The organism is Halopiger goleimassiliensis, from assembly GCF_000455345.1.
GTDB classification, from domain to species: domain Archaea; phylum Halobacteriota; class Halobacteria; order Halobacteriales; family Natrialbaceae; genus Halopiger_A; species Halopiger_A goleimassiliensis.
Map to the genome: position 1 here is coordinate 216,792 of NZ_HG315691.1, position 17,201 is coordinate 233,992.

Here is a 17,201-nt window from a genome sequence, read left to right on the forward strand (position 1 = left end):
TACCGGCCCGGCCACGGAGGCGGTAGCCGTCGGCTTCGCCGACTCGAGCGACGGGTAGGAGCCGGCTTCGCCATCCAGTCGGTTCGGTAGCCTCCGGTTTCGACGGGCCGTAGCGTGGTCCTCGTCCGACGTCCGGCGGCGGTCTTCCACGGCACGGTTCGCGAGAGGAGACGGTCCGTAGCCTTTAGGACCGACCCCCACCGTGACTCGAACGGTGAACCCCGACCGGATCTTCGAGGAGTTTCCCGCGCCGAGCTACCGCGGTGCCCAGGAGGCGGCGCTGCGGGACATCCGCGACGCCTTCGCGGACGGCAACGACGTCGTCCTCGTGCGAGCGCCGACGGGCAGCGGCAAGTCCCTGCTGGCCCGTGCGGTCGCCGGCTGCGCCCGGCGCATCGAGGACGCGGACCCGAGCGACGCGACGGGTGCCTACTACACGACGCCGCAGGTCTCGCAACTCGACGACGTGGCGGCCGACGACCTGCTGGCCGACCTGAACGTGATCCGCGGGAAGTCCAACTACACCTGTATCCTGCCGAACGAGCGCAACACGCCGGTGAATCAGGCCCCCTGCGTCCGCGAGCGGGGCTACGACTGCTCCGTGAAACACCGGTGTCCGTACTTCTCGGACCGGGCGATCGCCTCCAATCGCTCGATCGCGGCGATGACGCTCGCGTACTTCATGCAGACCGCCGGCAGCGAGGTCTTTCGGAAACGGGACGTCGTCGTCATCGACGAGGCTCACGGCCTGGCCGAGTGGGCCGAGATGTACGCGACGATCCAGCTCGGGCCGCGGACGGTCCCCATCTGGGACGACCTGCGCGTGCCCGACATCGACTCCATCGAGCGGGCGGTCCGCTACGCCGAGAACCTCGCCGGGGTCTGCGAGCGCCGCAAGGACGAACTGCTCGGCCAGGACTCGCTGACCCCGTCCGAAGTCCGCGAACGCGACCGCCTGCAGGAACTGATCGGCGAACTCGACTGGTTCGTCTCGGACTACCGCGACCCCGAGAGTCCGACCACGTGGCTGGTCGATCAGTCCGAGCCCCGGAGTTCGGACGCAAACGACGGCGACGATCCCCGGGGCGGTCCGCTGACGATCAAACCGATGAACCCCGAGAAGTACCTCACCCACACCGTCTGGGACCGGGGCAACAAGTTCGCGCTCCTGTCGGCGACGATCCTCAACAAGGAGGCCTTCTGCCGGCAGGTCGGCCTGCGACCCGAGAACGTCGCGCTGGTCGACGTCGAACACACCTTCCCCGTCGAGAACCGGCCGCTGTACGACGTCACCCAGGGGAAGATGACCTACGAACACCGCGACGACACGACGCCGAAGATCGCCCGAACGATCGTGCGACTCATGCAACGCCATCCGGACGAGAAGGGGTTGATCCACGCCCACTCCTACGACATCCAGGGCCGGCTCGCGGACCTCCTCTCCGACTTCGGCGTCGGCGAGCGGATCCGCGTCCACGACCGCGAGGACCGCGACGCCGCCCTCGAGGCCTGGAAGGCGAGCGACGACCCCGACGTCTTCCTCTCCGTGAAGATGGAGGAGGCGCTGGACCTCAAGGGCGACCTCTGTCGGTGGCAGGTCATCTGTAAAGCCCCGTTCCTCAACACGAGCGACTCGAGAGTCGCCCACCGCCTCGAGGAGGGCCAGTGGGCCTGGTACTTCCGGAGCGCACTCCGGACCGTCATCCAGGCCTGCGGGCGCGTCGTCCGCGCCCCCGACGACCACGGGGCGACCTACCTCGCGGACGCGAGCCTGCTGGACTGTTTCGAACGCGCGCGCAGCGACATGCCCGACTGGTTCGCCGCGCAGGTCGATCGCATGACCGAACCCGACCTCCCCGCGTTCGATCCAGCGGCCGCGGTCGGGGACTCCACAGCGACCACCGGCCGCTCGAGTCGCTCCTCGAGTACGGCTCGAGGCGGCGGATCGGGCACCAGTCGGCGCTCCGGGCGGTCGTCCCGCTCGAGTCCACTGACCGACGTCTGGGACACGGACGGATAGCGCGGGACTGATTCGTTTTGCAGTTTCGACCGTGATTCGGCTCGAGGAGTACTCACTGTCGGACGTAGCCGATCGCGGGACTCGAAACGCTACGACTGCGCCAGTGACTCGGCTCGTGTGACGAGTATTCTATATCGCGATATAGGATTTATCGTCTGATTACAGTCGAAATCCCTGTTCCGTCCGAACGACGCCCGTAAAGCACCTAATCTACCGAATCGCGGCTTCGATACCGCGTCCCGTAGCACCTCGAACTCCTCGACGGCCGACTGCAACGACCGCCAGGAACTCGAGCGCGATCGCGTTCGCAGTTCGGCAGCGGGAGCCAGTCGCCGGGTTCGAGCGGCGGTCCGACGAGCGTCTCATCGCCAAGCGCCGGATCGACGGGGGAGTAGAACGGGAAAGACCACCCAAAAGAACGGCACGATCGTTGGGAGGATATCGCGCTCGATACCCTACCGCCCTCGGCGTATCGTAGAATCGGTTTCGACGATCAGTAAAGGCGTGTGATTACCGGTTCGTACCTGCTCAACCGCCTGCGGTGGCGCGCGCTGTCGAGTGACCGACCGAAAGGGAGGGCGCTCGACCGACACCGTGCGAGGGATGAGCGAACGGAGTGAGCGAGTCGGCTGGGGAGGGTGTGGCCACTCCCCGTGTCCACGATAGCAGAACGCTTCGTTTCACCGGAAGTCCCAACGAACACCCCGTTCAGTACACAACTTGAACCGATCAGTTTCGCCATTCACATACACTGTTCTCTGACATGCTCGCCACCCCGAGCGTTCGCCGGATCACGTAACTCGAGCGACCAGCCACGGTCGCCGATGAGCCGACCAGTACGACCGGGAATCCGTCCTTCGAAACCAGGGCCGAATCAGGGTACGCGCACGCGTGTACGGTTAGAACCGCCGACGACTGGTAGAACCGCCGACGACTGGTTCCGCAGTGGGGTACTGGCTTGATGACCGGTTACCGCCGGGCACGAACGGCCGGCGACCGTTCGGGACGGCCGACCTACCGTCTCGAGGCAGGGGTTCGAGGGACGACGAACGGGTTTGATCCCGTGACGATCACTTCGCGTCGAATCGATATTCGCGAGACCTGGAGATCGAGGCGTTCCGACGAGTCCGCTTCGGAACGGATGGACATCGGTCGGCCTCGTTCGAAGCGAGGAGGGAACCCAATCGCCCCCGAAGGTCTGCTTTCGGGCTCTCGGCAACGCATCTTCGACGGGAGAGGCCGCCATCCCGGGCTGGCGCGACCGTGAGACGGGCGAATCGCGGCACCGGATTGAGATGATAAACCATATTTCGATATATAAAATAGACTGTCGCAGCGAAAGGGGGAGCTGTCCGAACCAGGTTCCCGAAGCAGGCTGGATAGGCGAACTGGAGCCTCGAGTCGGCGTTCAAGCAAACCCACGCTGGCCCGGCGTATCCGTGCACCAGACTCATACCGTCGGTCGACGCCGTCTCGAGTGATGCAACAGCACGCGCAGGCGTCGTTCGACGACCCGCTGGAGCGACGGATCTACGAGTACGTCGAACGGCAGGGAAGCGTCACCGAATCCGAATTGGTGCGCTCGATCCGCCTCGAGTCAAACGCCTCCCAGTCGAAGCCGGCCCGGTCGGGGAGCTACACGCACGAGGTGGTCCCCTCGCCCGAGGAGATCCGGTCGTGCGTCGACGAGCTGACGTCGGAAGGCTATCTCACCGACGCCGACGGCGAGTTCCGGATCGCCCTCTCGGCGACTCCACAGGAGCGCGAGTGCGACGCGGGTCTCACGACCCTCCGACCGGCCCGGGAAGCCGACAGACAGGCACTGCTCGAGACGATGCGGACGGTCGCCCAGGACGGCAGCTACGTCGTCGCCGAGAACCTCGCCGAACGCCTCGAGAGCGACTCCGCGGTCGTCCGAGTCGACGGCGATCGATCCCGGATCTGTTTCGTCGCGAGCGTCGCCCCCAGGGAATCCGACGACGGGGAACGCGCCGGCGGGGACGACCGGACGGACACCGCCGAGATCGCCGGCTGGTTCCACCTCGACGGTCCCGATCACCACTCGCGGTCCCACACCGCGGAGATCACCGTCGGCGTCGATCCCGACTACCGGGGCCAGGGGCTCGGCTCGGCGCTGCTCGAGTACGGCTGCGAGTGGGCCGTCGAGCAGGACTACCACAAACTCACGCAGGGCGTCCCGGCGACCAACGAGGACGCGATCGACTTTCTCGAAGCGAACGGCTGGGAACGTGAGGGGGAACGCGAGGACCAGTACCGGATCGACGGCGCGTACGTCGACGAGGTGTTGCTCGCGACCTGGCTCTCCTAAGCCTCGCGGCCGGCGGCCGTCCGGATCGCCGACGCGAGTCGATCGTAGAAGTCCGGTTCGTACTTCGTCGCCTCGTCGATCGTCGGCCGGGCGTTCGTCTCGTTGATCACGACTCGGTCGTCCGTCTCGAGCAGGTCGACGCCGAGGAAGGGAATCTCGAGTTCCGTCGCGACGGTTTCGGCGAGGGTTTGCCACTCCCGGGGGATCTCCACGCCAGTCGCCTCGGCCCCGCGGTGGACGTTGTGCTTCCACTGTCCCTCCGCGACGGCGTCCTCGGGGAGTCGGCGTTCGACCGCGCCGACGTACTCGCCCTCGAGGACCATCACCCGGTAGTCGGTCGCCTCGGGGAGGTACTCCTGAACGAGGAACGAGCGATCGCCCGTCGCGCGGTAGTCGTGAACCAGCGCGAGGTAGTCGCAGATTCCCAGAAAGGAATCGAGGTCGTGGGCCTTCGCGACGCCGACGCCGCGGGTCGTCGAGTTCGGTTTGACCACTACGGGCGGCTCGAACCGGTCGAAGACGTCGGTCAGTTCGGCCTCGCTCACGTCGTTGGAAACGTAGACCGACGCCGGAACCGGCAGGTCGGCCCGCTCGAGGCGGGCGAGCACCTCGGCCTTGTTCCGCGACGTGAGGACGGCCTCGTGATCGTTGAGCCACGGAATCTCGAGCAGGGCGTCGGCGACGCCGCCCTCCATCAGCCGCCCGGGGTAGACGAAGCCGACGTCGTACGCGTCGGGGTCCCACGGCGCGTCCGCACCCAGCGGCACCACGCGCTCGCTCGCGGGCACGTGACGAACCCGGATCCCCCGCTCGGCCAGCGGCTCTCGCATCCGCTGGAACGTCTCCTGGTCGTTCGCCACCGCGAGATCGATCATACCCGTAGTCGGGGCGGAACGGGCAAAAAGGTGCTCGAGACGGCGGCTCGATCGGCCGTTCGGCCGGGAGTGCGACTCGAGCAGACGCGAGAGTCCCACGACCCTACGGAAGAGCAAGCTCTTCCGAGCTGCGAGGGACCTCCGGCCCCTCGAGCAGTCGGCGCTTCGCGCCGACAGCCTCGCGAAACCTACGGTTTCGCTCAACGGGGAAGGGCAGGCTGTCACCCCGTCACCGACCGCGAGCGAACGAAAGCGCGGCGCGAAGCGCCGCGGTGAGACGAACGGCGAAGCCGTGAGTCAGTGAGCGAGCGGGTCGACGACCGATGTGGAGAACGCTACGCGTTCGGAACGGAGGGAGGAGTGTCCTCGTGAACGGAGTGAACGAGGGCTCGGAAGACGCTTCGCGTCTTCCGGTGCTTTTGGTCCAGCTTTTGCCGAGGGACGCTGCGCTGTGTGACGGAGTCACCAGCGCAGCAGACCGCAGGGCAAAAGGTGGTTTCTAGGCGATCAGCTTCTCTTCGCCCTTCTCGACGACGATGCGACACGGCGGCGAGATCTTGTTGTAGGAGCGACGGAGCGCTTCCTTGGCGAAGTCGGCGTCGTCGACGTCACACCAGATGGTGAAGATACGGTCGCCGGCGTCGATGCGCGCGGCGGTACCGACGATCTTCCCGAACGCCTGGCGCATCCCGTCGGAAACACGGTCCGCACCCGCGCCGGTCGCCTGCTTGTTCTCCCGGATGACGTGGTGGGGGAACTTGCGCAGGATCATCTTGTAGTTGTTCTCGCCGGCGTTTTTCAGCATGTGGCGGTTCGCCGACAGGCGCGAGGCCTCGAGGCTCCCGTGGCGGATCTGGACCTCTTCCTCGGTGACGAGGCTGATCTGGATGGGATAATCCTCGGGGTCGGCACCGATGTCGCCCATCTTGTGCTGTGCGATCTTCGAGCCCGGGATCCCAGTGATGTATTCGCGGCGCGTGTAAGCCGGCTTACTGATCTCCCGGTACATGGAGGCGGGTTTCTCGGACATGGTTGTGGTTACTTACGAAAACGAAACGCTACTGTGGGGATAAAGCCTTCGAAGCGCGCTCCGGCGGTGACGGGTAGCTTCGCGGGTCCGATGACTGATCCGAGGTTAGGCGGCCGCGACGTACTCGGTACCAGTTCGTTCGACGACTTCCTCGCTCGAGAGCGACTCGAGGACGCTCAGCACGGAGAGTTTGCTCATCGCGAGCGTGTGGTGCAGGTCGGCGACGGTCGCGCCGTCGGTCGCCTCGAGGTAGACGTAGACGAGTTTCCCCTGGGGTGACGTGATCTCGGCGGGGACGCGGGACAACTGAGTGGATGTGAACTGGTGAGCCATGTTCGGACGGTCGACGAACCCACATATAACTCTGTGGTGCATCGCATGGATAGACGATAAAATATCGGTACGTGATTATATGTATTGTTCCGCGTTGGCATCGATCGGGTCGGAATCCGCGCGGACCGAACGCGGGGGAGCGGCCGTCCTGACCCCAGACGAACCGCGTCTCGAGAGCGCAGGTCGTGGCACCTCCAGAGAGCGGGAGGTCGGCGGCGTATTTAAGGGGCCACCACTGCTAGCTCTGTGCATGATGTGGAGTTTCCGGATCGGATCCGTATTCGGGATTCCGATCAAACTCGACGTGACATTTCTGTTGATTCTACCGATCTTCGCGTACCTCATCGGGATCCAGGTCGGGGAGTTAGTAGGGACGCTCAACCGGGAGCTGGGAACGGAGATCATCGACGCCGCGGCCGTGACCAGTCCCTGGTGGATGCCGTGGGCGCTGGGGTTGGCCGCCGCGCTCGGGTTGTTCGTCGGCGTCTTCTTGCACGAACTCGGTCACTCGCTGGTCGCCCAGCGGTACGGGTTTCCGATCGACTCGATCACGCTCTGGTTGCTCGGCGGCATCGCCGCCCTCTCGGAGATGCCCGAGGACTGGCGACAGGAGTTCAGCATCGCCATCGCGGGGCCGGTCGTCTCGGTACTCGTGGGGATCGGCTCGTTCGGCCTCTTCTTCGCGACGCCGGAGTCACTGGACGGTGCCCGGTTCGTCCTCCTGTACCTGGGCATGCTGAACGTCGTCCTCGCGGTCTTCAACATGCTCCCCGCGTTCCCGATGGACGGTGGCCGCATCCTCCGTGCGTTGCTCGCCCGGAGCCAGCCCTACGCCCGGGCGACCCAGCAGGCCGCGACGATCGGCAAGGGGTTCGCGGTGGTGCTCGGATTGCTCGGTCTGTTCCTGTTCAACGTCGTCTTCATCGCGCTCGCCTTCTTCATCTACATCGCCGCCTCGAGCGAGGCCCAGCAGGTGACGATGAAGGCGGCGTTCCAGGACGTGACGGTCGCGGACATCATGACGCCCTCCAGGGATCTACACACGGTCGAGCCGGATACGACCGTCGCCGAACTCGTCCAGCGGATGTTCACCGAGCGCCACACCGGTTATCCGGTCGTCGAAATCGACGGATTCGGAAACGAACGCCTGATCGGGCTGGTGACGCTGTCGGACGCCCGCGAGGTGGATCCGATCGAGCGTGAAGCGTTCACGGTCGAAGACGTGATGACGACCGACCTCGAGACGATCACGCCCGGCTCCGACGCGATGACCGCCATCGAGCGCATGCGCGAACACGACATCGGTCGGCTGCTCGTGGTCGATGACGGCGACCTCGTCGGCATCATCTCCCGGTCCGATCTGATGACCGCCTTCGACATCGTCCAGCAAAGCGGCGGTTCGATCGACCTCACGAGCCGTCCACGACAGGCGAGTCAGTTGCAACAGTAACCGGAAAATCGAACGCGTCTCGCGCTCGCGTGCCGGATCCAACATTTTTAACCGCGGCCGGGGCCGACGGTCCGGCGATGCCACCGGCCATCGAGACCGTCGATCTGGTGAAGGAGTACGGCGACTTGCGCGCGCTGCAGGAACTGTCGCTGACGGTCGAGGAAGGCGAGTTCTTCGGCCTGCTCGGACCGAACGGCGCGGGGAAGACGACGTTCATCAACACGCTGGTCGGTCTGGTTCGCAAGACCGGCGGCGAGGCCCGCGTCTTCGGCTACGACGTCGAAGACGACTACCGGCAGGCCCGGGACGCCATCGGGCTGGCACCCCAGGAGTTCAACGTCGATCGCTTCTTCCCGATCAAGGAGGTGCTGATGCACAAGGCCGGCTACCACGGTGTGCCGACGGAGGAGGCCGCCGAACGCGCCGACGAGGTGCTCAAACGCGTCGGCATCTACGACAAGCGCCACGAGCGGTTCGACTGGCTCTCCGGCGGGATGAAACGCCGACTCCTGCTCGCGCGGGCACTCGTGACCGATCCCGACCTGTTGATCCTGGACGAACCGACCGCGGGCGTCGACGTCCAGTTGCGCCACGACCTCTGGGACCTCGTGACGGAACTCAACGAGGAGGGGACCACCGTCCTGTTGACGACCCACTACATCGAGGAAGCCGAACGCCTCTGTGACCGGGTCGCGATCCTCAACGAGGGCCGCAAGATCACGGTCGCGACGCCGGACGAACTCAAGAAACGGGGGACGGACACGATCGCCGTCCGCCTCGAGTCCACGGGGACGATCAACTCCGCGTCGCTCGAGGCCGACCTCGGATCGTACGTCCACGACGTCTCGGCGACGGGCGACCGGCTCGAGGTCCGCGTCGACGACGGCGGCTCGACCGCACCGCGACTGCTCAACGACCTCGAGGCCCGGGGGTACGAGATCGCCGACCTCGAAATCTCGCGGACGTCCCTCGAGGAAATCTTCGTCGACATGACCCGCAGCGAGGACCGGACGGTGACGCGGTCGTCGGCCTCGAGCGCCGGTGACGACGACAGCGATACCGCGACCGGCGAACGAGAATCCGAGCGCGAACAGGAGGGGGTCGCCTGATGCTCTCGACCGGCTTTCGCTCGCTGTTCCGGCGCGAAGTGTTGCGGTTCGTCCGACGACCAAAGAACACGTTCATGCCGCCGGCGATCACGAACGTGCTCTACTTCGCGGTCTTCGGGGTGATCCTCGGCGGCCGGATCGAGGAACCCGTCGAGGGCATCGGCTATATCCTCTTTCTGATTCCCGGCCTCGTGGTGCTGGGAACGATCTCGAACGCCTTCGAGAACGCCTCCTTCTCGATCTTCCACGGCCGGTGGAACGAGTACATCCACGAGACGCTGACCTCGCCGTTGTCCTACGCGGAGATGGTCGTCGCCTACGTCGGCGCGAGCGCGGTTCGCGGGTTGATCGTCGGCGTCATCATCGCCGTCATCGGGGCGCTGTTCGTCCCGGTCACCGTCTCGAACCCCGCGTTCCTCGTCGCGACGATGATCATCATCGCGGCGCTGTTCGCGGGCTTCGGCATCATCGGCGGCCTCGTGGCGCGGGACTTCGACGACCTCACCGTGATGAACCAGTTCATCCTGCGGCCGCTCGTGTTCTTCGGTGCGGTCTTCTACTCGCTGACCATGCTCGAGCCGATCTGGCAGTACGTCTCCCTGCTGAACCCGATGGTCTACATGGTCGACAGCGTCCGGTACGGCCTGCTGGGCTACTCGGACATGCACCACGTCGCGCCGGCCGCCTACGCCGAGTTCGCGCCGTTCGGTTCGCTCGGGATCCTCACGCTGCTGACGGCGGTCGTGATCGCGATCGATATCTACCTGTTCAAGATCGGCTACGGGCTGACGGACTGACGGCGTCCGCCTCGGTTCGTCGCCGAGTCGATTCGAGCATGAGACCTTTGTGTGATCCGCCACAGAGATGTGCGCAACGAAATATCTCCGCGCCACCGCGACCGTCGATCCCGACACCGCGCCGACGTTCCTGAACGTGCTGGCGAACGGGGAGCGAATCGACGAAGCGCGGAAGGTGAACTGGAACGCCAGCCGCGACGACGGCGAGACGGCGCTGTTCGCCATCGACGGCGACGCCGAGTACTTCGGGGACCGCGTCGCGGGGACGCCCGGAATCGAATCGATCGCGCTGTCGGCCGACGAGCGGGGACAGCGGTACGCGCTCGTCGAGATGCGTCCCCTCGAGACGCCGATGGCGGACCTGACCGACCGGGCGTGTTCCCAGCCCGGACTCGTCATTCAGCGCCCGCTCGTCTACCGCGACGGCGCGGTCTACGGCCACGTCGTCGGCGATCCCGACCGCCTGCAGGCCGCGCTCGACGGGGTCGGCGACGCGATCGACGTCCGCATCGACGAGATCGGGACCGGCCGCGGCGATCCGGACCGACCGACGACGGCGCTGAGCGAGCGCCAGCGCGAGGCGGTCACCGCCGCTCTCGCGTTGGGGCACTACGACGAACCGCGGGCGGCTACCCACGCCAACGTCGCCGATGCGCTCGGCTGTGCGGCCGCGACGGCCAGTGAACACCTGCGAAAGGCGGAGGCGAAACTCATCCGCGCGGGGACGGAAGGAGTCGAGTTCGAACCGCAACCGTGAGCGGTCAGTCCTCGTACTCGGCGACCTTCACCAACTGCTTCCCGATGTTCTCGCCCTCGAACAGCCCGAGGAAGGCGTCGGGCGCGTTCTCGAACCCTTCGACGACGTTCTCGCGGTACTTCACGTCGCCGTTCTGAACGAACGTCGAGAGGCGCTCGAGCGCCTGGCCCCATCGCTGCTGGTAGTCGCTGACGAGGAAGCCCTCGACCGTCGCGCGGGACTCGATGAGTTTGGCCAGCTTTCGCGGGCCGGTCGGGACCTCGGTCGCGTTGTACAGCGCGATCTGTCCGCAGACCGCGACGCGGGCGTCGACGTTCAGCCGCGGCCAGACGGCGTCGGTGATCGGGCCGCCGACGTTGTCGAAGTAGCAGTCGACGCCGTCGGGGCAGGCCTCGTCGATCGCACTCGAGAGGTCGTCGGTCGCTTTGTAGTTGATCGCGGCGTCGAACCCGAGGTCGTCGGTGAGCCAGTCGACCTTCGCCTCGCTGCCGGCGGTGCCGACGACGCGCGCACCCGAGAGTTTCGCGAGTTGGCCGACCACGGAGCCGACCGCGCCGGCCGCGGCGGAGACGACCACCGTATCGCCGGGTTTCGGGTCACAGACGTCGTTCAACCCCCAGTAGGCGGTCACGCCGGGCATGCCGAGCACGCCCAGCGCGGTCGAGACGGGGCCGTGGTCCGGGTTCACTGCCTGCAGTTCGCCCGCGTCGGCGACCGCGTGTTCGGCCCACAGGAGTTCGCCGGTGACGACGTCGCCCGCCTCGAACTGCGCGCTGTTGGACTCGACGACCTCGCCGACGACGTTTGCCTTCATCGGATCGCCGACGTCCCACGGCTCGGCGTAGGATTCGGCGTCGCGCATCCGGCCGCGCATGTAGGGGTCGACCGACTGGTAGAGCGTCTTCACGAGCACCTCGTTCGGCCCGGGTTCGGGTCGTTCGACGGTGACGAGTTCGAAGTTGTCCTGGCTCGGTTCGCCCACGGGGCGACTGGCGAGTCGCCACTGGCGTGTCTCGGCCATACCCGACTCGTGAACGCGCCGACAGGTGAAGATTTGCCTCCCGGAAGGCGAGATCGACGGACCACCAGTCGGCGAGCGACCGGCGGAACGTACCGCCAGCGGTGGGAATCGCCTCGAACTTTTTTGCCCTCGTTCGTCGGAGTGGGGCCATGGGAACCACTCGGAAGTTCCTCGAGGAACTGCTCGCCGGCAACCAGCGCCACGTCGAGTCCCTCCCCGAGGCGTACTTCGCCGAGGTCCAGACGAGCCAGCACCCGGAGACCGTCGCGATCTGCTGTTCGGACTCGCGGGTGCCACAGGAGCACATGTGGGGGTTCGACCACCCCGGCGTGATCTTCACCCCGAGCAACATCGGCAACCAGGTCTGGGATACGGACGACGGCGAGCGGATCGTCGACGGCGGCGTCCTCTACCCGATCTACCACACCGACACCGACGTCGTCGCCGTCGTCGGGCACACCGGCTGCGGCGCGATTACGGCCGCTTACCGGGTCGCGACCGGGGGCGACCTCCCCGGCCCGCAGGGCGTCGACAAGTGGGTCGAACTGCTGGTTCCCGTGGTCGAGGAGGCCCTCGAGTGCGGGCTGATAGACCGCGAGGCGGCCGAGTCGGCCGTGGTGAACCAGCTCGTCGAGTACAACGTCGACCACCAGGCGCAGTTCCTGCGGGAGTCCGAGGACGTACCCGAGGACGTCGACGTCTACGGCTTCGTCTACGACTTCCAGGGCGTCTACGGCAACGAGTACGGCCGGGCCTACCTGGTCAACGTCAACGGCGAGACCGACTCCGAGCGGATCGCGGCGCTGGTCCCCGACGAGTTCGCGACGGCGACCGAGAGCCTGCTGTTCTGACGCGACCGACGAACGGGAAGTGGGAACGGCCGTCGGTACCGTTTTGTCGGTCGTGGCGAAACGGACGCCTATGCGAGACCGGTTCGACTCCGACGTCGGCTTCTACTACGCGATCGGGGCGTTCACGATCGCGATCTTCGTCGTCGCCCTGGCGGCGCTCGCGTTCGTCGGCCCCGCCGGAATCGGTGCCCGGGAGCTCGGGGGGCTCGTGGTGGGCTTTCTGCTGTTCATGCTGGTGTACTTCGTCTCCGTGACGGTCCACCGACTCGAGGAGCGCGAACAGACGTGAACGAAGCGACTGGGGAACGAAGCGTCTGTGCTCGGCCACAACGGGCCGCTTAGTCCGAGGTCACGCTCGCCTCTGCGGCCCGCGGTTCCGCCGACCGTTCGGCCGGCGACTCCCACTCGAGGTCGCCCTGATAGTGGAAGACGGCGTTAGCCTGCGCGGGATCGACGACGGTCAGGTCGCCGATCCAGCCGTTGTCGGCCAGCGTGCGCACGTCCTCGTGCTCGCGGAGGATCTCGGTCACGCGCTCGAGCGGCGCGTGGATCACCGCCGTCAGGCGCAGCGGCAGGTGGTACGGTTCGTCGTCGGCGACCTTCAGCGACTGCAGCGGGAGACCGGTCAGCAGGTCGCCGCCGTTGCCCTGCACGACGCCCACGTTGCCGACGGGGTTCTGCGTGACCTTCGAGCCGCTGCCGTAGACGGCGTTGTCGACGGTCGCGAAGTAGTACTGGTTGTTGATCCACTGGGTGACCACGAGTGGGCCGGTCACGATGGCTTCGAGCGCGTCACCGTCGGAGTCGGTCGACCAGTCGTAGGAGTGGAGAAAGGCCCGCCCGTCGAGCGATTCGTCGTCGGTCAGTTCCCGCGGCCCGATGACGAAGGAGGCGTTGCCGGCCAGCCCCCACTCGGGCCGGGTCTCGGCCCAGTCGACGGCGCGGCGTTCCGTCTCGCGGACGCCGTCGGCGGAGTCGCCCGCCATCGAGTCGGTCCGTTCGGCCGCGGCGTCGGCGCGAGCCTGCTCGAGGTCGACACGAAGGCGCTCGACGTCGTCCGCGTGGCTCTCGGGCACGCCGTCGTCGAACAGCGTGATCTCGTCGGTCGTGGTGTTGTGTTCGGCGGCGAGGAAGACCGTATCCTCGGGGATATCGAAGCCACGCTGGCGGAGTTCCGCTTTGACGCTCTCGTCGTTGCAGATTTCGGCGAGGACGCGGGCGTTCGGACCGCCGGGGTTGCCGGCGCAAGCGCCACAGTCGAGGCTCGAGTCGAACGGGTTGTTCGTCGTGTGGCTGGCGTGACCCGTGAAGACGACCAGGCGGGCGAACTCCGTCCAGCCCATGAGTTCGAAGGCCGTCCGGGCGTACTCGACGCGCTCCTCGAAGCTCATCCCCCCCTCGAGATCGTGGTCGCCGTGGTCGTGATCGTACGCCTGTGGGTCGAGTGCCGGCGCGGTGAACTCGTGTGGGCTCGGCACGCGTTCGTCGACGGCGTCGCGGAGCCTCGCGATCCACGAGGGGACCAGCGTCCGCGCGGCCAGCGCCGATCCGTAGGCACTGCCGGCACCCTCGACGAAGGTGAACGCGGCGACGACGTTGGTCTTGAGCCGCTTGCAGTGCTTGCGGGCCGCCGTCGCCAGGCCCGTCCAGCGGTCGTGCTCGGTCGCTTCGGGGGCGTCGGGATCGGGTGCGGCGACGATCCGGTGTTCGGCGTCGACGATCGGCGGGCAGGCCTCGCTCTCGGCGTGTGAATCGTGGCCCCGGTACCGCATCGGAACGCCGAAGAAGCCCGCGTAGCCGTGTGTCTCGTAGTTCCCCTGGTTCTCGACGTGGCGGCGGATGATCTCCGAGCGCGTGTCGATACAGAACACCAGCTGCGCGTCCGGCCGCTCGCCGTCGCCGTGGGCGGACTCGGTGACCGAGTCGTCGACGTCCTCGAGCAGGCGGTCGCGATAGCTGCGCTCCCAGGCCGAGAGCCAGATTTCCTCGAGCGGCTCGTCCCCGTCGTCGGTCGCGCCGGCGTCGGCCCCGGACGGGTCGTCGGGCTCGATCGGCGCGTCCAGCAGGTCACACAGCGTCAGCCGGACGGCCAGGTACTCCGCCAGCGTGATGGGGTACGCGGACTGCCACGGATCCGCGTCGTCGTCGGCGCGCTGCTTGATCAGCCCGGTCCAGCCGGGCAGTGCGGCGAGGTGGTGCTCGAGGATCACGTCCCACTTCGGCTCCGGATACCCCCCCAGGACCGCCTCGAGCGCGTCCATCGCGGTTTCGGGCAGGTCGTCGGGGTCGTCACAGCCGGGCACGTCGCCGTCGTAGGGAGCCAGCTCGCGCCAGGCCGCGTAGAACCCCGCCTCGCGGTTGGGCATCGACCAGTTGGCGTGTCCCTGGTCGAGGAACGCGGCGAGCCACTTCGCGAGGACGCGGTCGACGGTCTCGATCGCGTCGTCCGTCTCGTCGCCGCGGGCCGGCACCCGCTCGGCCAGTCGCTCGAGGACGGACTCGGGGTCGTCGTCGATCCCGTGGACGGCGAGTTCCTCGCGCAGGACGTCCGGATCGATCCGACCGTCCTCCCAGGCGCGACGGAAGACCTCGGGTCGGGGGTAGCCGCGGCCGCCGAACAGTCGTTCGCCCTCGGCGACGGCCTCGCGGAACGGTCGGTCCTCGAACCCCGAGAGGGGGTTCGCGGTGACGAACGAGTGGAGCGGCCAGACCGATCCGATGCGGTCGGCGACGCTGTCGATACGCTCTGCGACGTGGTCCTGAATCTCGGTCGTGGGCTGATTACGCGTCATGGTAGTCCTCCGTATCGGTGAGCACGGTCGGGGGAGACGGTTGGGAGACGTTCAGCAGGGCGACGTAGAGGCGCTCGCTCGAGCGGTGCCAGCCGAGTTCCGTGACTATATAGGCACCGACGAAGGCGGCGACGACGAGGTAGTGGACGACCGTCAGTTCGGTCGGGGCGTAGGTCATCGGCACGTCCGCGAGCATCGTCGAGACGGCGTTGAACGTCGCGGCGTAAGCGCCGATCGCGACGAGCACGACGACCGGAACGCTGACGAGTCTGAGCGACGCCGGAAGGGTCGACCGCTGGAGGATGTCCCGGGCCGCGGTGAGCGTCGTCAACACGACGACCAGCGCCAGCACGACGCCGCTGTCGAGGGTGACAGTCAGGCCCGACAGTTTCCCAGTGAGGACCATGAACAGCGCGCCGCCGGCGACGGCCGTGAGGAGGCTGACGGCGACACCCGAGAAGCCCAGATGGGTGCGATCAGCCGCTTTCGGCACGGTGTGTTCGACGGCGGCCCCGGCCGAGAGGAAGAGGTAGGCCTTGTAGCAGCCGTGGAGGATGAGGTGGGCGATCGCGGCCGCGAAGAAGCCCAGCCCGCACTGCAGGATCATGAATCCCATCTGGGCGATCGTCGAACTGCCGAGTTCCCGCTTCACGTTCGACTGGACGAGCAGCGTCGCCTGGCCCAGCAGGGCACTGAACGCGCCCACGAGGACGGCGAGGGACATGAGGGCCAGGTGCTCGGTGAGCGCCGGGGCGAACCGGGTCAGCAGCACCCCGCCGGCGTTGACGAATCCCGCGTGCATCAGCGCGGAGGCCGGCGTCGGCGCGGTCATCGACGAGAGGAGCCAGCCGTGGAACGGGAACAGCGCCGACTGGACGATCGCCGCGAGGAAAATTGCGCCGACGGCGGCGATCACGGCGGTCGTCGGAGCCGTCTCGAGATTCGTCAGGATCTCCGAGAGCGACGTCGTCCCGGTCGTCCAGGCGAGAACGGCCAGGCCACCCGCCAGCAACGCGGTGCTCGTGAGGAAGTACTTGGCGGCGAGCGCCCCGGCCGCGCGGGCCTGCGCCCACTCGCGGTCGTGGCCGATGAGCGACGCCATCACCAGCCCCATCACCAGCCACGCCGCCGCGAACAGGACGACGTGATCCGCCGCGGTCAGCGTCATGACCGCGAGCGTGAAGGCGAATATCGACGCGAAAAACCGGTCGATACCGCTGTCACCGGCCATGTAGCGCCGCGAGTAGCTGTGGACGATGCCGCTGAAGAACGTGACCACGACCCACATCACCGCCGTCAACCCGTCGAGGACGACGACGCCGGGGACGCCCCACTCGTACCCCCGCAGTGCGGTCAGCGCGAGCACTCCGACGCTGCACAGGAACAGCGTCCAGACCGTCCAGGTCGCAGCCCGCGGAAGCGTCGGCGTCAGTTGGTTCGGCGGTTCTGCGAACGATTCACCCTCGTGTGACGGCATTTCGTCGGACATTCTTCGGTATCCCCTCCGACCAGGTCGGACGGCCCGAACGGCACGTCGCGAGTACAGGCAAGTATTACCGAACTGGTCGTCTTCGAACGCTATTTGGACAAGGTGGTTATTATATCCTCTGGTTCGAACAAATCGTTCGTGATAACGACTTCCACGGATCGATTCGATCGCGTGGCGGTCGATACCCGGACCCTACGCGAGAGTGAGTACGCCCGTTCTCGAGAATACGGACGGTATCAGCGGACGGGTTCGGACGAGAGTCGGGAGTCGATCGATACCGCAGAACGCCCGACGGGCCGGGCCGGGTTGGGAACGATCCGCGTACTCCGACGAACGAAACGATCGATT

14 protein-coding genes are annotated in these 17,201 nt (G+C 66.7%); 8 read left to right on the forward strand and 6 right to left on the reverse strand.

What is annotated here, in order from left to right; genetic code table 11:
• Nucleotides 1-214: 214 nt before the first annotated feature.
• Both TX79_RS15870 and TX79_RS15875 read left to right on the forward strand, forming a co-directional pair.
• Nucleotides 215-2,020, forward strand: coding sequence for a helicase C-terminal domain-containing protein (locus TX79_RS15870; protein ID WP_049928622.1), 1,806 nt, complete (start codon nucleotides 215-217; stop codon nucleotides 2,018-2,020).
• 1,480 nt (nucleotides 2,021-3,500) lie between these two features.
• Nucleotides 3,501-4,349, forward strand: a complete 849-nt coding sequence (locus TX79_RS15875; RefSeq protein ID WP_049928623.1) for a GNAT family N-acetyltransferase — start codon at nucleotides 3,501-3,503, stop codon at nucleotides 4,347-4,349.
• Here the strand turns inward: TX79_RS15875 and TX79_RS15880 are convergent.
• From TX79_RS15880 to TX79_RS15890, 3 genes are all read right to left on the reverse strand, one after another.
• Nucleotides 4,346-5,224: an ATP-grasp domain-containing protein gene (locus tag TX79_RS15880; RefSeq protein WP_049928624.1), complete on the reverse strand. Its 879-nt coding sequence runs from the start codon at nucleotides 5,222-5,224 to the stop codon at nucleotides 4,346-4,348. The genes TX79_RS15875 and TX79_RS15880 overlap by 4 nt on opposite strands.
• 499 nt (nucleotides 5,225-5,723) lie before the next feature.
• Nucleotides 5,724-6,254 (reverse strand): 50S ribosomal protein L16, encoded by a 531-nt coding sequence (locus TX79_RS15885; RefSeq protein WP_049928625.1) that lies wholly within the window; start codon nucleotides 6,252-6,254, stop codon nucleotides 5,724-5,726.
• A 105-nt stretch (nucleotides 6,255-6,359) separates the two neighbouring features.
• The gene (locus TX79_RS15890) at nucleotides 6,360-6,587 is read right to left on the reverse strand and encodes a hypothetical protein (RefSeq protein WP_049928626.1); all 228 of its coding nucleotides are present in this window, start codon (nucleotides 6,585-6,587) and stop codon (nucleotides 6,360-6,362) included.
• A 250-nt stretch (nucleotides 6,588-6,837) separates the two neighbouring features.
• On the opposite strand from TX79_RS15890, the gene TX79_RS15895 reads away from it, so the two are divergent.
• The 4 genes from TX79_RS15895 (at nucleotide 6,838) to TX79_RS15910 (ending at nucleotide 10,700) form a co-directional block, all read left to right on the forward strand.
• The gene (locus tag TX79_RS15895) at nucleotides 6,838-8,037 is read left to right on the forward strand and encodes a CBS domain-containing protein (protein WP_049928627.1); all 1,200 of its coding nucleotides are present in this window, start codon (nucleotides 6,838-6,840) and stop codon (nucleotides 8,035-8,037) included.
• Between the two features lie 77 nt (nucleotides 8,038-8,114).
• On the forward strand, nucleotides 8,115-9,146 hold the full coding sequence (locus tag TX79_RS15900) for an ABC transporter ATP-binding protein (protein WP_049928628.1): 1,032 nt from the start codon (nucleotides 8,115-8,117) through the stop codon (nucleotides 9,144-9,146).
• Nucleotides 9,146-9,943, forward strand: a complete 798-nt coding sequence (locus TX79_RS15905; protein ID WP_049928629.1) for an ABC transporter permease — start codon at nucleotides 9,146-9,148, stop codon at nucleotides 9,941-9,943. The genes TX79_RS15900 and TX79_RS15905 overlap by 1 nt, the downstream gene beginning before the upstream one ends.
• Nucleotides 9,944-10,010: 67 nt before the next feature.
• Complete coding sequence (locus TX79_RS15910) at nucleotides 10,011-10,700, forward strand: helix-turn-helix domain-containing protein (RefSeq protein ID WP_049928630.1); 690 nt, start codon at nucleotides 10,011-10,013, stop codon at nucleotides 10,698-10,700.
• A gap of 4 nt (nucleotides 10,701-10,704) precedes the next feature.
• Here the strand turns inward: TX79_RS15910 and TX79_RS15915 are convergent, their stop codons facing one another.
• On the reverse strand, nucleotides 10,705-11,721 hold the full coding sequence (locus TX79_RS15915; protein ID WP_049928631.1) for an NADP-dependent oxidoreductase: 1,017 nt from the start codon (nucleotides 11,719-11,721) through the stop codon (nucleotides 10,705-10,707).
• A 149-nt stretch (nucleotides 11,722-11,870) separates the two neighbouring features.
• Here TX79_RS15915 and TX79_RS15920 point away from each other — a divergent pair, with 149 nt between their 5' ends.
• Nucleotides 11,871-12,572 carry a carbonic anhydrase gene (locus TX79_RS15920; RefSeq protein WP_049928632.1) on the forward strand — a complete coding sequence of 234 codons (702 nt, stop codon included), beginning with the start codon at nucleotides 11,871-11,873 and terminating at the stop codon, nucleotides 12,570-12,572.
• A 70-nt stretch (nucleotides 12,573-12,642) separates the two neighbouring features.
• On the forward strand, nucleotides 12,643-12,861 hold the full coding sequence (locus tag TX79_RS15925; protein ID WP_049928633.1) for a hypothetical protein: 219 nt from the start codon (nucleotides 12,643-12,645) through the stop codon (nucleotides 12,859-12,861).
• 49 nt (nucleotides 12,862-12,910) lie between these two features.
• Here the strand turns inward: TX79_RS15925 and TX79_RS15930 are convergent, their stop codons facing one another.
• Both TX79_RS15930 and TX79_RS15935 read right to left on the reverse strand, forming a co-directional pair.
• On the reverse strand, nucleotides 12,911-15,364 hold the full coding sequence (locus TX79_RS15930) for a DUF2309 domain-containing protein (protein ID WP_049928634.1): 2,454 nt from the start codon (nucleotides 15,362-15,364) through the stop codon (nucleotides 12,911-12,913).
• Nucleotides 15,354-16,841, reverse strand: a complete 1,488-nt coding sequence (locus tag TX79_RS15935; protein ID WP_154660597.1) for a proton-conducting transporter transmembrane domain-containing protein — start codon at nucleotides 16,839-16,841, stop codon at nucleotides 15,354-15,356. Before TX79_RS15935 ends, TX79_RS15930 begins: the two co-directional genes overlap by 11 nt.
• Nucleotides 16,842-17,201: the final 360 nt, after the last annotated feature.

Excerpts from the sequence above, each read along its gene's own strand:
- TX79_RS15925 (WP_049928633.1), top strand. The coding sequence starts at position 12,643 with ATGCGAGACCGGTTCGACTCCGACGTCGGCTTCTACTACGCGATCGGG.
- TX79_RS15875 (WP_049928623.1), top strand. The coding sequence starts at position 3,501 with ATGCAACAGCACGCGCAGGCGTCGTTCGACGACCCGCTGGAGCGACGG.
- TX79_RS15910 (WP_049928630.1), top strand. The coding sequence starts at position 10,011 with ATGTGCGCAACGAAATATCTCCGCGCCACCGCGACCGTCGATCCCGAC.
- TX79_RS15920 (WP_049928632.1), top strand. The coding sequence starts at position 11,871 with ATGGGAACCACTCGGAAGTTCCTCGAGGAACTGCTCGCCGGCAACCAG.
- TX79_RS15880 (WP_049928624.1), bottom strand. The coding sequence starts at position 5,224 with ATGATCGATCTCGCGGTGGCGAACGACCAGGAGACGTTCCAGCGGATG.
- TX79_RS15905 (WP_049928629.1), top strand. The coding sequence starts at position 9,146 with ATGCTCTCGACCGGCTTTCGCTCGCTGTTCCGGCGCGAAGTGTTGCGG.
- TX79_RS15900 (WP_049928628.1), top strand. The coding sequence starts at position 8,115 with ATGCCACCGGCCATCGAGACCGTCGATCTGGTGAAGGAGTACGGCGAC.
- TX79_RS15935 (WP_154660597.1), bottom strand. The coding sequence starts at position 16,841 with ATGCCGTCACACGAGGGTGAATCGTTCGCAGAACCGCCGAACCAACTG.
- TX79_RS15895 (WP_049928627.1), top strand. The coding sequence starts at position 6,838 with ATGATGTGGAGTTTCCGGATCGGATCCGTATTCGGGATTCCGATCAAA.
- TX79_RS15890 (WP_049928626.1), bottom strand. The coding sequence starts at position 6,587 with ATGGCTCACCAGTTCACATCCACTCAGTTGTCCCGCGTCCCCGCCGAG.
- TX79_RS15885 (WP_049928625.1), bottom strand. The coding sequence starts at position 6,254 with ATGTCCGAGAAACCCGCCTCCATGTACCGGGAGATCAGTAAGCCGGCT.
- TX79_RS15930 (WP_049928634.1), bottom strand. The coding sequence starts at position 15,364 with ATGACGCGTAATCAGCCCACGACCGAGATTCAGGACCACGTCGCAGAG.
- TX79_RS15915 (WP_049928631.1), bottom strand. The coding sequence starts at position 11,721 with ATGGCCGAGACACGCCAGTGGCGACTCGCCAGTCGCCCCGTGGGCGAA.